Here is a 15,219-nt window from a genome sequence, read left to right as displayed (position 1 = left end):
ACATTTCGCTCGTCGTCCTCCTCAATCGTATTGACGAAAGAGATGCCGGTCCGATCTGCGCCCAAGAGCGTAAACAGTGGCTCATCCGACGTCAGGCCGACAAGGATTGCGGCCAGCAAGATGATGCAGGAGGCGGTAGTGAACTTCATCATACCCCGGGTTCGGAAATGCGAGCGATCAATCGACGCGCTCGACGGCCGCGGCAAATTTGGACCAGTGCTCGTCTGTCGGCATCTTGCCTTCAAACAGCACAACGCCTCTGGCACCGCCAGCTGCGGAATGCTGCACAGCCTGCGCCAACTCGATGGGCGTGAGGGCCGGGATGAACAGACCTGCGTACACGGGCATTTTGCCGCCAAGGGCTTCAACGCCTTCTCTCGTCGCCTGCTCAATCCATTCCACCGGCTCGTTGTAGAAGCTATGATAGATCATGGGCATCACGGCATCGAGATCCCAGTTCACCCAGTCCTGTCGCACGAGCGTCTTCGCGATATCCGGAGTAGGGAAAACGGCGGCGGTGATCGGTATGTCGCGCTCGTGCGCGACGTAGGCCAGCTCGTTCACTACGCGCGTTATCGTGTCGTAGCGATACTGAAGCCACGGCTGATGTGACGCGGGGTCTTCGATTTCGAGCGGATCCACTCCGCTCTCCTGTCTGAACTGCTCGCGACAGACCTCGCAGTAGCAGTAATCGTACTCAGGATACTCCTTGTCCTGCACGATCCCGTACTTCTCCCAGAGCTGGATCGGCAGAATAACGTCGGGATAGCGGATGTAATCCAGGTGCACACTTCCCAGGCCGTCGATCGAAGCCAGGTCAGTAACCTGTTTCTCCAGGTGCTCAAGGACGGGCTTGCGTGAGGGACACATGAACTTGTAGTAGTCGACATAGGCGGGCTTGTCGGCCGCCGAGTCTCCGTTGCGGTTCACGACATACCATTCGTGGTGCTCGTCTTCCATCCCGGCCTGCATCATCGTGGCCATCCACGCATGAATTTCGATTCCTTCATCGGCGGCGACAGGGATGAGGGGGGCGAGCTGCGCCGCGTCCAGTTGAAGCAACACGGCATCGATGTTCGCGACCCGCAGGGACTTGAATTTCCTTTTCCAGTCTTCAATGCTGCCGTCGCCCACGTGTCCGCCTATCCACGTGCCGTTTCGAAATGCTTCCATCGGTTTTGCGGGCTTGTTGGAAGGGTATCGACATCCGATCCAGGCGGGTGCACTCATCAGGCCGACGGTCCCGATTCCGAGAGCCTGCAGGTACTCTCTTCTGTTCATGTAATGCTCCGTTTGGGCTGGCCACAAACACCGAGCGCCCGCCCCGGCGAGGCAGGCGCCCGGCGCTCTGAGTTATGACAGTCGAGTTTATTGGGCGTCCCACCACACCGGGGTGGTCAGGTCAAACTGACCGCCCGGTGGCACCGACGCGACCGCATTCGGATTCAGGCTCGTATTACCCCAGAATCCCAGTCTGCGCGGAATCTGCCCGTTTGTGACGTTTCCAGGCCAGTTGACCGGGTCAAGGACCGGATACCCACTGCGCCGCCAGTTCGACCACGCTTCGTGGCCGTTCAGGAACGTCTCCACCCAGATGTGGGTGTTGATCTGCTCCATCGCGTTCGCCGCGTCGTACGGATTGGCCGCAAGGTAGTCCGTGATATCACCGCTGGATATCGCCGGCGCATCCGGATAAAGCGCGAGCTGCTCCATGGCTGCCCGCACTCCATTGGCATAATGCGTCGCAGGGTCACCGACACCGGCCTCAGCAAGCAGGAACTCGGTCTGGGCGTAGGTCAACAGGAATGTTGGAGCAACCCTGCTGCTCACCGCATCCGTCGGGACCGAGTAGTCGGAGAAGCTCGTATAGTCCGGGTCGTAAGCCTCCCACGACGGATCGGCAATCGTGTTGCCGTCGTTGCCACCCGGCATCCCCTTCTGAAGCGCAACCGGTGTGTCCAGAGCACCTCCTACACCGCAGAAAACGCCCAGCCGCGGATCCCCCGTATCACGCAGGAGATTGACGAACGTCTTCGTGCACTTTGGCCGGCCGAATACCTCGAGCACATCGCCGACGCCATTGGTGTTCAGACCGTTGGGTCCTTCGCTGCTCCCACGCTCGTGGGGAACTACGAAGCTGTCGCCATTACCGGTCATCAATCCACCGGGGCCGTTCACGGCAGTGGTTACCCACGAGTTGAGTGACGGCGACCTCATGGCAAGACGTAGCATCAGCGAGTTGCCGAAGCGCTGCCACTTTGTGACGTCGCCACCATAGACCACGTCCGCTCCACCGTACGTCGGGAAGTCGGGGTCAAACTGAGCAACTGCCTGTTGCAATTCCTTCAGCATGTCGTTGTAGATCGCTTGCTGCGTGTCATAGTTCGGCGTCACGTTATTCCGGAGGAAGCCAAGTCCCGCTTCGAAGTATGGCAGATCTCCGTACATGTCCGTCAGCCGATGGAAGACGAACACGCGAAGAATCCGCGCAGCGGCGATCTTGTTGACCATGGTTGGCTGCGCCGGCGGACACTCTGTGTAAATGTCCTGTGTCGCCGCACATTCCTGATCAACGTTGTTGTATATGAGGTCGACGAGCAGCTTGATCGGCGCCCTCTGTCCGTCACCATTGCCGTTGTAGGAGACGGTCCAGAGCGCTGAAAGCCAGTCGGCGTTTGTAGTGTACTTGTCACCGGTGAACCATGTCTCGGCGAGATGCTGAATCATGGCTTCCGGATAGATCAGGTTTGAGCGCCAGGCCTCGTATCGAGTTCCAGCGATCGCCATCTGAGCCGGTGTAAACAAGTAGTCCGGCGGTATGCTACTTGCCTGCGTTGGATTCGTGTTCAGATCCTCGAAGCGCGAATCCTGGTCGCAGGCCGGGAGCATAAGGATAGCTAGAACAAGTACCATCGCTCGTCCTAGTATTTGCTTAATGCTTTTCATAGTTGAAGTCCGTTTGCTTTCCAACATAGTGTTGTGAAGATGCATCCGTCGCACCGGCTAGAACCTGAGGTTCACGTTGAAGCCGATGCTCCTGGTCTGCGGTACGCCTGCAAGCTCGGTCCCCTGAGCATTACCCACATTCAGGTTTGACTCGGGGTCGACGTTTGGAATGTTTTTGTGAATGATCCAGAGGTTGCGACCAACGATCGAGAAGGTTGCCATCTGGATGGGTGACTTCTGCAGCCATCGCGTCGGCAGACGGTAGCTGAGTTGCAACTGACGCAGCTTGACGTATGTGGCGTCATAAACGAACTCTTCTGCAATCTGCCCAACAATACGACCGTAGTAGTCCTGCGGATAGACGGCCGTCGTGTTGTCAACACCGGCTTCGAAGATCTCCTGAGTGAGGCCATTCCCTTCACCCTGATCAGGAGCCGTATACCCATCATCTCCGGGGCCGAGGCCATCCAGGCCCTTGTCTCCGATCTCAAACGGAATACCATCCGGGAACTGGACTCCCGACGGCACCCAGCACTCGCTGGAGTAGCCGGCAGAGTCGCAGTCCGATCGACCGTCCAGCGTATTCTGGTGCAGCCCGAAACCGTACGCATTTGCGTTGGTGCCCGAGAAGATCTCACCTCCGTAGGCAATGTCCACGAGCGCGCTAAGCGTGAAGTTCTTGTATCTGAAGGTATTCGTGATACCAGCGGTCCAGTCGGGGTTACCGTTTCCGAGTATTTCGAATGGACCCTGAACCGGAAGCCCGGAATCGTCCAGCACGATGTTGCCATTGACGTCGCGTGCGTACTTCCGGCCTTTAATAAGACCGAACGGTTCACCGACTTCGGCGAAGATTCCCATCGTGGCGCCGCTGGCGATTCGTGATGCGCCCCCGAGACCCAGCACGCCAAGGAAGTTGGTGCATTCGAGGTCCTCGCTTGGGAACGGATCCGCACATGCCGCTGGTCCGAGAAGCTGCGTCACCTCATTATCGTTCCAACCGAAGTTGGCGTCGATATTCCAGCGCATATCGGCCGTTCTGACGGGCGTACCCGAAAGCAGCAATTCCACGCCCCGATTCGAGATCTCACCTGCATTGATGACCTTGGAGTTGTAACCCGATTCACCTGCCACGCTCGCACTGAGAATCTGATCACTCGTCTTGCTGCTGTAGTAGGTGAAATCCAACCCGAGTCGGTTGTCAAAGAATCGGGTGTCGTAGCCCAACTCCCAGCCAGTGTGTGACGAAGGCTTCAAATCCGCGAGCGGAACCTGCGTTTGCGCGACTCTTCCGATCGGTTGCCCTGCATGTGTATAGTTGGCAAGAGCGTACGTCAGGCTGAGTTGGAACGCATCCGTGTCGCCACCGACTTCCGCCCACGATGCACGAACTTTACCAAAGCTCAGCCAGTCCGGTACATCCAGTGCGTCGGAAAAGACAAAGCTCGCACTCACCGACGGGTAGAAGAACGAGTTGTTGTCTGAAGGAAGCGTGGATGACCAGTCATTCCGTGCGGTACCGGTAAGGAACAGATAGTTCTTGTACGCCAGCTCCGCCGATCCATAGAGGGAGTTGATCTCCTTTCTCGAAACGTCAAAACCGGTTGACGTCTGCGATGCATTCGAGATCGTCTCCAATCCTGGAATGCTGAACTCGCTGCCGCTCAGCTGAAGCCGCTCGAAATCCTGTCGCAGCTTGTTGCCTCCGAACGACGCGTTGAGGTTGACGTCCTCATTCAGCTTCCGGTCGGCAAGGAACATGAAGTCGTAGTTGCGCTCCTGGACGGTCCAGTTGACTTCGTCAATCGAACCGGCAGGCACAAATGCGGTACCGAATGGCTGAACTCTGGTGCGACGCGTTGAGTACCAGTCCTGCCCGACACGACCCTGAACGGTGAGCCAGTCGAGGAGATCGTACGAAAGTTGCGCGTGACCCAGTAGTCTGTTCTTCGTGTCGCTCGCCGTGAATCTCTCGGCGGACCAGTACGGGTTCTGTTGGAACACGCTCTCCGCAATTCGGAACTCCGCGTTTTCGTCGAGACCGCCGGCACAAATTCCCAATGCTGCATCCGGATTCGGATCACCGGAGCAGAATCCCGGCTTCATCGTCTCCACGTCCACGTTTGGCGGCAAGAATGCGACCGTGTAGTTCGCGTTCCTTGGGGCGTCCGAAAGCTCGCTTCGGTTCTGCGTGTCGTCACGGACATAGTTGAGCTTCACGTCGGCCGAGAGCTTGTCTCCGAAGTCCGACGTCCCACGAAGTGAGATTGAGTATCGCTCAAGCCCCGAGTTCGGGACGATGCTTTCGCTGTTCAACCTCGAGAACGAGAGTCTTACCGCCGTATTCTCGACGTTGCCCGTGAAGGACAGGGTATTGGTGTTTGTTACACCGGCGCGATAGAATCGACCTGCGTTGTCTCCGACCGATGAGTAAGGCCGGGTGACACCGTCGAACTGAATGGCTGAGCCGCTGCCAAGGCGCGAGCCCCACGAGTCAAAGGCATTCTCCAGTGCCTGCTCCTGCGTCGTCGGGAATGCACCGCGCGTTCCCTGTCCGTACTGGTCCTGGAAGTCGTATCCAACGACCGGATTCTCAAACGTCACATTTGAGTTGTACTCGACGCCGATTCCACCGCCGGGCCCGCGTCGCGTGCCGGACTTTGTCGTAATTAGAATGACTCCGTTCTGGGCACGCGTGCCGTAGAGAGCGGCAGCCGCCGGTCCCTTGAGCACTGAAATGTTGTCGATATCATCCGGGTTGATACTGGAGATACCGTCGCCAAGATCTTGGCCTCCCCACATCCCGGCGCTGCCGAGATTGCTATTGTCGATCGGAATTCCGTCGACAACGTAGAGCGGCTGGTTATTCCCCTGCAGGGCCGTGTTTCCGCGGATGATGACGCGGCTGGAGCCACCAGGTCCTGAGGCAGGTTTGCTTACGGCGACGCCGGCAATCTTACCGGACAGCGCGTTCGCCACGTTGTTCTCGCGTGCCTGGCGAAGGCTTTCGCCTCCCACCTCGGACACGGAGTAGCCGACCGCCCGTGCCTGACGCTCGATACCGAAGGCCGTGACGACAACTTCTTCGAGCATGCCCACATCCTCCGCGAGCCTGATCTCGATTTGTGTCTGTCCGTTGAGGTCAATGTATTGTGTGACAAAGCCCACAAATGAAACGGCAATCGTCGCCGTCGGGCTCGATGCAATGAACGAGAACTTGCCGTCGAAGTCAGTCGACGCTCCGCGCGTCGTTCCGACTTCCACGATGTTCACGCCCGGCAATGGCGTGAGGTCCTCGGCGGCAACGACGCTGCCGCTAACCTGCAGCTGGGCACTCGCTGCGTCTACACCCATGAGGGAGACGAGGACCGCCAGCATACAGAATGTGCCGATTGCGCTCGTCGGCCGCAGCCGGTAGAGCGTCCGTTGTAAACCAAGCATCATAAAGACCACCTTCCTTCGTTTGGGTGAAGTCAGTCGAGTGTTGCGACAATCAAGAATTTCGGATGGTTGAGGGGACTCGCTCATCGTTGCCGCTCCGGTTACGCTAAAGAAAACACGGTCACATTTCAATACCTGCCGACTGCCAGATCATGCAAATCGCCACAGGAGGCGCGAAAATGGACAAAACGTCTCGTGTATTCGCGCCGGGTCCTGCGACCGCTAAGGGGTTAAGGATATTCTTGATACCACAGATCTTCGGGCAGAGAGACCATACTGTTGGTGTAGGAACTTCCCCTACCTTTTTGTCCAGTGTGGCGGTGTCCCGACAAAATGCAGGTTTGCACCCGGGATGATGGTGGGATATAGCCAGCGCCGCCGGATGAATCCCTGGTGCAGCTCCCGGCGGGTGGTATAAAACGGCATGGGGATCCCGATACGGGGAAGCAGACAGCGGTGACGGAAAGACACGTTGCCCGGACCGCCTGAGCATCCGCGCGGAGGAGCATGAGCCCGGTCGCCACGGAGAGGATCTGCACCCAGGCGAGAGACTGGAACGATTCCCAGCCTGCCTGGCCGGGCAGGCGTGGACGCGAGGGATCTTGTTTCTGATGGCTGATCGGGGTAACGTGGACCGCACATCACGAACGCAGCGTGCGCCCCATGTCATCATCAGCCTCGGCACTGTCTCAACCGACAAGCCGCATCGTTTCCCTGGACGTCTTCAGAGGCATCACGATCGTCGGCATGATCCTCGTGAACAATCCGGGGTCCTGGTCCCATGTGTATCCGCCCCTGCTCCACGCGAAGTGGCACGGCTGGACCCCGACGGACCTGGTCTTTCCCTTCTTCCTTTTCATCGTCGGCGTGGCTGTCGTTCTTGCTTTCGAGAAGCGACTGTCGCAGGGAGTAGAGGCCCGGACGCTGGTGCCGAAGCTGTTGCGGCGGTCGGCGGTTCTGTTCCTGCTCGGTCTCTTTCTGGCGGGTTATCCTTTCTTTACGTTTTCGCCAGAGTTCGGACTGTCGTCGTCCCTGACGAGTATTCGTATTCCGGGTGTCCTTCAGCGGATCGCGGTGTGCTATCTGGTCGTATCGCTCCTGTACCTGTTTACGACCACGCGGACGCAGGTGATCATCTCGGTGGTGATCCTGCTAGGCTATTGGCTAGCGATGAAAGTAATTCCGGTGCCGGGTTACGGCGCGGGACTGATCGATGAACCCACCGCGACACTGTCGGCCTATATCGACCGGTTGGTGTTCGGCCAACATCTCTGGGCGGCTGTGGATCATCAGTGGGATCCGGAGGGACTGCTGAGCACCTTTCCCGCCATCGTGACGACATTTCTCGGTGTGTGGGCAGGCCGCATTCTGATATCGCCACGGGAAACCGTGGACCGGGCCGTCACCCTCTTCGCATACGGTGTTCTGCTGATCATCGCAGGCTACATCTGGAGCTGGTTCTTCCCGATCAACAAGGGGATCTGGACCTCCTCGTATGTAGTGTTTACAGGTGGCCAGGCATTCGCTTTTCTGGCGTTGTGTTACTACTTCATTGATCTTAGAGGATACAAGGGCTGGTCCGAGCCGTTTGTCGTGTATGGCGTTAACGCCATCACGGTCTTCGTGATGAGTGGTGTTGTGGCGAGGACGCTGTCACTGATCAAGGTGGGAGATATTTCGTTAAGTGCCTTCCTGTATCAGAACGTGTTTTCGGCGGTTCTACCTCCGAAACCGGCATCGCTCGCGTACGCCATCGTCTGGATCGTGGGGTGGTATCTGGTGCTGCTGGTTATGTATCGTCGTCGGATTATCATCAAGATTTGAGGCCCATGCCCCGTCATCTGATCCGAGTGGCGCTCGTTCTTGCGCTGTTGATTCCGGCTTCTCCGGGGTTGGTCACGGCTCAGGATATGCGGACAGCAAGACGTGATCACCTTGCTTCTCTCGGATCGGTGGAAAGTGCGTCGGCCGTTGAGAGCTACCTGCTGCGTCAGTTGCAGACAATCGGCGCCCCGAACGCTGGCGACCTGGCCGAGTTTTTCTCATTCGTTATGGTGATCCACGGTCTGGATCTCCAGAAGCTCGAGCGTCTTCAGGCGGGCGGGATAGATCTCGTTCATGCGATGACCTCCGACGCCCGTCCGTTCATGGAGCAGGGCCTCTTCTCAGATCCCGTGGTGGTAGCCGAAGTCGTTGATTTCGGCGATTCAGATGAACCGACCGACGGTTATCGGTCGACGATAGCCGTGCGCGTTGTGGAAACGCTGAAGGGAGAAGTTTCCGCGGACACCCTCTTTCTGCGGCAAAGGGGACAATTCCGTAATGGCATGGGGCAGAATGAGTTTGCGCCGCGAATCGGGGAGAAATATCTCCTGCTTCTGTCGAGACCGATGTACGAGTTTTTCGCCTCACGTAGACAGGCGCCGACGCAGGCATCCGCCGTACCACGGCATGCTTATGCGATTTATAGATACTACCGCGCGGACGACAATCGGATCGTGATGGGCGATGGTAGCAGTCACGACGCCGGATCCATATACCAGGAACTGCGCTGGCTCGAAGAGCTGATGGAGGCGCTGTAGCGGGTAAGGCCCGGATCCACCGCTGATTGGATGCCCGCCTTCGCGGGCATGACGGGGAGTGTAGCGGCCCCATCTTCGCGGGTATGACGAGGAGGTATGCCCATACGTCATCCCGGCCGACTGTCATCCCGGACGTGATCCGGGATCCATGCAAGTCGCTGGCGGACGCACCGTTGTCTGGATGCCCGCCTTCGCGGGCATGACGGGGAGGTGGAGCGGCCCCGCCGCATGGGCATGACAGGGAGTGGTCCCGTACGTCATCCCGGACGCCTGTCATCCGGGCCGCCCTGTCATCCCCGACGTGATCCGGGTTCCATGCAGGTCCGGCCGATCCCATGGGCAGTCACACAACTCGAAATGGATCACCCGCCGGGATGTGCACCACGTCAACGCCCGGCACTCGTGGTCGCAGCCACTCGGAGAACCACGCCATGCCGGGCTCCTCGCTCAGCGCATGCCCGACGACGATAAGCCCTTTGGCCATCCCGTGCTCATTGGCGTCACGTACATATTCCGTGGTCTCCCATTCACGCGCTTCGCCACATATGACGACGTCTACATCTGCGCGCGACAGGTATTCAATCTGCCGTCGACCACCCCAGGCTCCCATGAGAACACCAATTCCTGTGCACGGCATCTCCGGATCTCCGATCGTGCGAACCGCTTGTGCACCGAGCCTGTGTTTTAGAAAGTCCGCAAGATCGGCCAGACTCGACTTTGGGATCTTGCACAGATAGTTGTCTTCCGGACTCGCGAATGCCTCCCATCCAAGCGTGCGAAGGACGCCGTGTGTAATGTCGTCTTGCTGCGTGCGGTGCAAGTGGTCGTGAAGACGCCAGACCACAACGCCGTGACGCTCGATGAGGCTGACCTTCGCATCGTACACGGGATTGTTCTTCAGCCAGTCGGTCTCATCGAGATGGTTGTAAAAGGTTGGTTCGTGCGTGATGATGAGGTTAGCGCCCTGTGCCGCCGCAGCCTCGATCACGGCAGACGTAGCCAGGAACGTGACGGCGATTCCAGATACTGATTGCCTGGTATCGCCGATTTTGACTGTATCGACTGTCTCTGGAATGGGATCCGTTGGCAGATCGCGGAGAATGAGATCGATGACTCCCTGGATGCTCATCTCGCCCGCGAAGTCCGGCTGCCGGCGAGGTAGCGCCGAGACGAAGGTTGCGGCTCCGGCCGTAGTGGTCACGGCAGCTAGAAAATCTCTGCGGCTAATATCCATGATCTCAGTTGTACATTCGTCTTATCAGAAACTGCTGACAACTTCGGCATTCCGATTCGAGTGCGCAACGGTCGGTCTCGCGTGCAGACCTGCACCCGTCCGCGGGCATCATCCAGTGACTGCACGGACGTTAATTCGACGGCTGAAGGGGGCTCACCCTTACTCAACGTGTAAGAGATTCCCCGACTTGTTCATTCCGCTGGCTGGGCGATACTTCGTGTCCGTCAAAGTCAGGCGTCGACACAGAAATATTTAGCACTCTGGGTGCTTAAAGCATAGATCATCCTAGCATGGACAAGCATTATCTCGGGCCCATGTTCTCGCCGCAAAGTGTGGCGCTCATCGGTGCCAGTGATCGAGAAGGAACGCTCGGAACGTTCGTCTACAGAAATATTCTTTCCGCCGGATTCAAGGGCCCGGTGTATCCCGTTAACCCCAAGCGCGACAAGATCGGCGATGTAACCTGCTATCCGTCCATCGAAGACGTCCCGGAAGTCGTGGACCTGGCGGTAATCGCCACGCCGGCTGCAACCGTTCCGAACATCATTCATCAGTGCGGTGAACAGGGGGTGGGAGCCGCCATCGTGATGTCGGCCGGGTTTTCGGAGCTGGAGGGTGTCGGGAAGTCGAGGGAGCAGGCACTGCTTGCGGAGGCCCGTCGCTACAATCTCAGGATTCTCGGACCGAACTGCCTTGGCCTCATACGGCCGTCGATGGGACTGAATGCAACGTTCAGCAACAATACGGCCAGGGAAGGATCCCTGGCGCTTGTCTCACAGTCGGGCGCCCTCTGCACGGCCATTCTCGACTGGGCGGTCGATCGCGGGATCGGGTTTTCCGCCATGGTGTCGATGGGCGGCATGGCAGACGTGGATTTTGGTGACGTGCTGGACTATCTCGCCCTCGACCCCAAGACATCCAGTATCCTGCTGTATGTAGAAGGCGTCCGAAATTCCCGCAGCTTCATGAGTGGATTGCGGGTTGCGGCCCGCCTGAAGCCCGTGATCGTGATCAAGGCCGGCCGTCACGAGGAAGGTTCGCGGGCGGCCATGTCGCACACCGGATCCCTCGTTGGAGGAGACGACGTATTCGATGCCGCACTGCAGCGGGCAGGTGTAGTTCGGGTGATGACCGTCGAGCAGTTGTTCTCCGCCGCTCAGCTGCTGTCGACGAGTCACAGGGTGCGCGGCGATCGGCTCGCGATCGTTACGAACGCTGGAGGGCCCGGTGTTCTGGCAACCGACCGCGCAATCGATCTGGGAATTTCTCTGGCCGAACTCTCGCCGGATGCCATGGAAGGGCTCGACAAGATGCTGCCCGAACACTGGTCGAGAGGCAACCCTGTTGATATTCTGGGAGACGCTTCTCCGGAGCGATACCACGATGCGGTCGCACTGTGCCTTGCAGATCCGAACGTGGACGGTGTGCTGGCGATGTTGACACCGCAGGCGATGACGAATCCGCTGGATGCAGCGCAGTCAGTCGTTGCGGCGAGCGAAGGCATCGACAAGCCGCTCCTGGCCACGTGGTTGGGAGAGCATCAGGTCAAGGAAGGGTGGGCGTATTTCGCGAAGCACGATGTACCGGTGTTTCCGAGTCCGGAAGCATCCGTCGAGGCGTTCGCCTATCTCGCTCGCTATCATCGCAACCAGAAGCTGCTGCTTCAAACGCCGTCACCACTGCACGAAAAAAACGAACCGGACCTGGACGGAGCACGACTCATCATCGAGGGAGCTCTCGTCGAGGGCCGCGATCTGCTGACCACGATGGAGGCAAAGGCGCTCCTGACGGCGTTTCGGATTCCGGTCGCCCGGGGATTGGAGGCACGCTCAGCCGGCGAGGCGCTCGTGGCCGCTGAGAACCTGGGCTTTCCGGTCGTGATGAAAATCAGCTCGCCCGACATATCCCACAAATCGGACGTATCGGGCGTGCGGCTCAACATCGCCAACGCACGAGCCGTTCGAGGCGCCTATCAGGATCTCGTCGAGAGTGTTCAGAAGATTCGGCCGGACGCCACCATCGAAGGGGTCACGGTGGAAAAGATGTATGACCGGTCGCACGGTCGCGAACTGCTCGTCGGCATTGCACGCGACCCGGTATTCGGACCGATCCTGGCCTTCGGCGCGGGAGGCACGGCCGTTGAAGTGATTCGGGATCGCGCCGTGGCACTTCCGCCCGTGAACTCATTCATCATTGATGATCTGATCCAGAAGACAAAGATCCACAAGTTGCTGGGAGCCTACCGCAACCTGCCGGCTGCAAAGATGTCGTCGCTTCAGCAGATACTGGGACGCGTATCGGAAATGGCCTGCGAGCTACCGCAAATTCAGGAGCTGGATATCAATCCTCTGATGCTTGACCCCGAAGGCGCGATGGCTCTCGACGTGCGGATCTCGATCGGAAACGTCACACCGCACCTGGATCGCTATCACCACATGGCCGTGCATCCGTATCCGGTCCACCTGGCCAGTACCGTTCAGTTGAGCGACGGGACGGACGTGATCATACGGCCGATACGGCCGGAGGACGCCGAGATTGAACACGCGTTTGTTCGCGATCTGTCACAGGAGGCCAAGTACTTCCGCTTCATGCGTCGGCTGCAGGAGCTGACGCCCGAAATGTTGATCCGCTTCACGCAGATCGACTACGATCGCGAACTGGCGCTGATCGCGGTTGTCACCGAAGACGACAAGGAAGAACAGATTGCGGTCGGACGTTACTCTATGCTGCCGGACGGCAAGAGCTGCGAGTTTGCGCTCGTCGTTGCCGACTCCTGGCAGCGAAAGGGAATCGGTTCGGGGATCATGATCCGGCTGATGGAGTCGGCTCGGAATCGGGGTTTTCGTTTAATGGAGGGACTGATCTTGACGGACAACCAGCCGATGCTGGATCTGGCGAAACACCTCGGCTTCCGCATTGAGGCCTCGGACGATGGGCCGGGCGTGAGGTCTGCCGTCAAGATGCTCTAGACCCGACCCGGCTCTTGAGGCGAAAGGAAACCCGAGACGAGCGATCGTCAAAGCAAACAAGGAGGGTGAACAGTGTCAATTGCGGAGTTCAGGAATCGTAGTCCGGTCGTGACCAGCGCGCTGCTCTGGACGATCGCGATCATCTTCACCGTCGCCTGCTTTTCCTGGCAGGACAGGACGGGACCGACGTATCCGCTCGAAGGAGATCTTGAGACGGCACACGGAACCGTGCACTTCAAAATATTGCGCAGCGAAACGATCGGCTCAGACCTCGCGGTGATGTTGCTCGATCCGGTGCCGGTCCCCGTGTCAGGCACAGTTCAGTATCGTCGGTTCAAGTCGGACGATGAGTGGTCGTCGATGTCGATGGAGCGCGGCGAGTTTCACCACTCGCGGCGCGGCAGGAAAGGCTCGGATCGTGGACTCGGAGCGATGCTGCCGAGTCTTCAGGTACGTGCCGGCAAGTACGAGTTTTTTGTCTTCGTTGACGATGGGCAGGGGGAGGCAGTGTCCATTACCGGAAGTGATCCGATTTATGCTCGCTACAAAGCGGACGTTCCGAGAATTCCGCTCATGGTGCACATTCTGGTAGTATTTGCCTCGATGACGCTGGCACTCCGAACGATTCTGGAAGCGGCCGTTGGCGGCTCGTTCAAGAAGCTCCTGTGGTGGACGATCGGATCGCTACTGCTCGGCGCATTTGTTCTCGGGCCCGTCGTTCAGTGGTATGCCTTCGGAGTGCTGTGGGCCGGAATTCCATTCGGCTACGACTGGACGGACAACAAGGTGCTGCTCGAGCTGGCGTTCTGGCTGCTGGCCGCGTTCCTGAATCGGGGCGATCGGCGGAACAGAAAGGTTGTGTATCTGGCGGGGCTCGTTACGCTCATCGTGTACTTCATCCCGCACAGCGTCTTCGGATCGGAATACAACTATCTGACCGGCACGGGGCAGGGTACGGCGGGGTAGGTCGACGCGGGATCACGTCATTTGTCGAGCGGGTTTCCGTAGAATCTCCAGCTAGCCTGAAAATCGCGCGCCGGTGCGGTGTCCAGCAGTCGCGCCCGCACCATTTCGATCGGCATCGTCCCGCCCTGGAGAATCGCATCGTGGAAAGCTCGATTGCTCATTCGACCGCCGCCCACTAACTCGTCGTGCAAAGCGCGTATCTGCAATCCACCGAGCATGTATGCTGCCTGATACAAGGGGGGATACGTCCCGTTGAAGGAGCGCCTCACTTCTGCAGTAGCGCTCGCCCGCTCGTGCCCCACCTCGTCGACCAGAAAGTCGATCGCTTCCTGCGGAGTCATGGTGCCGAGGTGGAAGCGAAGTGAGAAGATGATTCTGGCCGCGCGGTGCATTCTCCAGAAGAGCATGCCGATGCGATCCTCAGCCGACTGTGGAAAGTCCTTATCCCACAGGATCATCTCCCAGTACAAAGCCCATCCCTCTGTCCAGAACGGTGTCCGGAATGCCTTGCGATGTGTGTTGTACCGGCTTGTCATGAACCCTTGCAAGTGATGGCCCGGAATGAGTTCATGATGGACGACGGCACGAGAGAAGTGAATATTGTTACCGCGCATCGACATGAGCTTGTCGGCGTGAGCCATTTCACTCGTCGGATACGATACTTGCACGACTTCTCCACCCAGAAAGAAGGGAGCCACCTTCTGCCGCTCGGGAGAAAGCATCGTCATCCGCCAGACCTCCTCCGCAAGCGGTGGAATAGTCAGGAGATCGTTTTCCCGAAGGAAGTCGACAGCTTCGTGCGCCAACTGCCGAACGAGTTCGGGCTGAGCGCCCGGTGCCACGTGCAGTGTCTTGACGTGCTCGAGCGCCGCTTTCCAATCATCACCGTAGCCCAGCTCGTTTGAGGCGGCTCGCATTTCTCGTTCACACCACGCAAATTCGAGATCCGCAATCTCTACTAACTCCGCGGCCCCGTACTGTATCATCTCATGGTGAAGATCGGCCCTGAGCCCGTCCGCACCGATCGGGTCGCCCACGATGGGCGGATCCTCATCCTCGGTGAATCCGACCACTTCTCTTC

The 15,219-nt window shown here is 58.6% G+C and carries 10 protein-coding genes; 4 read left to right on the top strand and 6 right to left on the bottom strand.

The genetic code is table 11. From position 1 onward, the window contains the following. The 4 genes from HKN37_12145 to HKN37_12130 form a co-directional block, all read right to left on the bottom strand. Window positions 1-152, bottom strand: a 152-nt coding sequence (locus HKN37_12145) for a hypothetical protein (protein NNE47396.1), incomplete at its 3' end; no start/stop codon positions are given. A 25-nt stretch (window positions 153-177) separates the two neighbouring features. Then, complete coding sequence (locus HKN37_12140; protein NNE47395.1) at window positions 178-1,281, bottom strand: hypothetical protein; 1,104 nt, start codon at window positions 1,279-1,281, stop codon at window positions 178-180. Window positions 1,282-1,368: 87 nt separating this feature from the next. Beyond that, the gene (locus tag HKN37_12135; GenBank protein NNE47394.1) at window positions 1,369-2,946 is read right to left on the bottom strand and encodes a SusD/RagB family nutrient-binding outer membrane lipoprotein; all 1,578 of its coding nucleotides are present in this window, start codon (window positions 2,944-2,946) and stop codon (window positions 1,369-1,371) included. 57 nt (window positions 2,947-3,003) lie between these two features. After that, a complete protein-coding gene (locus HKN37_12130) occupies window positions 3,004-6,324 on the bottom strand; it encodes a SusC/RagA family TonB-linked outer membrane protein (GenBank protein ID NNE47393.1) in 3,321 nt (1,106 codons plus the stop codon). A 726-nt stretch (window positions 6,325-7,050) separates the two neighbouring features. Here HKN37_12130 and HKN37_12125 point away from each other — a divergent pair. Then, window positions 7,051-8,211, top strand: coding sequence for a DUF1624 domain-containing protein (locus HKN37_12125; GenBank protein ID NNE47392.1), 1,161 nt, complete (start codon window positions 7,051-7,053; stop codon window positions 8,209-8,211). Window positions 8,212-8,216: 5 nt separating this feature from the next. Then, window positions 8,217-8,969, top strand: a complete 753-nt coding sequence (locus HKN37_12120) for a hypothetical protein (GenBank protein ID NNE47391.1) — start codon at window positions 8,217-8,219, stop codon at window positions 8,967-8,969. A 343-nt stretch (window positions 8,970-9,312) separates the two neighbouring features. Here the strand turns inward: HKN37_12120 and HKN37_12115 are convergent, their stop codons facing one another. Then, entirely contained in the window at window positions 9,313-10,203 is an 891-nt protein-coding gene (locus HKN37_12115; protein NNE47390.1) for a twin-arginine translocation signal domain-containing protein, read from the bottom strand. Window positions 10,204-10,493: 290 nt separating this feature from the next. On the opposite strand from HKN37_12115, the gene HKN37_12110 reads away from it, so the two are divergent. Both HKN37_12110 and HKN37_12105 read left to right on the top strand, forming a co-directional pair. Further along, window positions 10,494-13,172, top strand: coding sequence for a bifunctional acetate--CoA ligase family protein/GNAT family N-acetyltransferase (locus HKN37_12110; GenBank protein NNE47389.1), 2,679 nt, complete (start codon window positions 10,494-10,496; stop codon window positions 13,170-13,172). Between the two features lie 72 nt (window positions 13,173-13,244). Further along, window positions 13,245-14,138: a hypothetical protein gene (locus HKN37_12105; protein ID NNE47388.1), complete on the top strand. Its 894-nt coding sequence runs from the start codon at window positions 13,245-13,247 to the stop codon at window positions 14,136-14,138. Window positions 14,139-14,155: 17 nt separating this feature from the next. Here HKN37_12105 and HKN37_12100 read toward each other — a convergent pair. Next, window positions 14,156-15,219, bottom strand: a 1,064-nt coding sequence (locus tag HKN37_12100) for a DUF885 family protein (protein ID NNE47387.1), incomplete at its 5' end; no start/stop codon positions are given.

It is taken from the genome of Rhodothermales bacterium (genome assembly GCA_013002345.1).
Classification (GTDB): Bacteria; Bacteroidota; Rhodothermia; order Rhodothermales; family JABDKH01; genus JABDKH01.
The sequence above is the reverse complement of the archived record's forward strand: the minus strand, read 5'-3'. Positions and strand labels throughout refer to the sequence as shown.

Coding starts and splice junctions, on each gene's coding strand:
- HKN37_12140 (NNE47395.1), bottom strand. CDS start 1,281: ATGAACAGAAGAGAGTACCTGCAGGCTCTCGGAATCGGGACCGTCGGC.
- HKN37_12135 (NNE47394.1), bottom strand. CDS start 2,946: ATGAAAAGCATTAAGCAAATACTAGGACGAGCGATGGTACTTGTTCTA.
- HKN37_12130 (NNE47393.1), bottom strand. CDS start 6,324: ATGCTGGCGGTCCTCGTCTCCCTCATGGGTGTAGACGCAGCGAGTGCC.
- HKN37_12125 (NNE47392.1), top strand. CDS start 7,051: ATGTCATCATCAGCCTCGGCACTGTCTCAACCGACAAGCCGCATCGTT.
- HKN37_12120 (NNE47391.1), top strand. CDS start 8,217: ATGCCCCGTCATCTGATCCGAGTGGCGCTCGTTCTTGCGCTGTTGATT.
- HKN37_12115 (NNE47390.1), bottom strand. CDS start 10,203: ATGGATATTAGCCGCAGAGATTTTCTAGCTGCCGTGACCACTACGGCC.
- HKN37_12110 (NNE47389.1), top strand. CDS start 10,494: ATGGACAAGCATTATCTCGGGCCCATGTTCTCGCCGCAAAGTGTGGCG.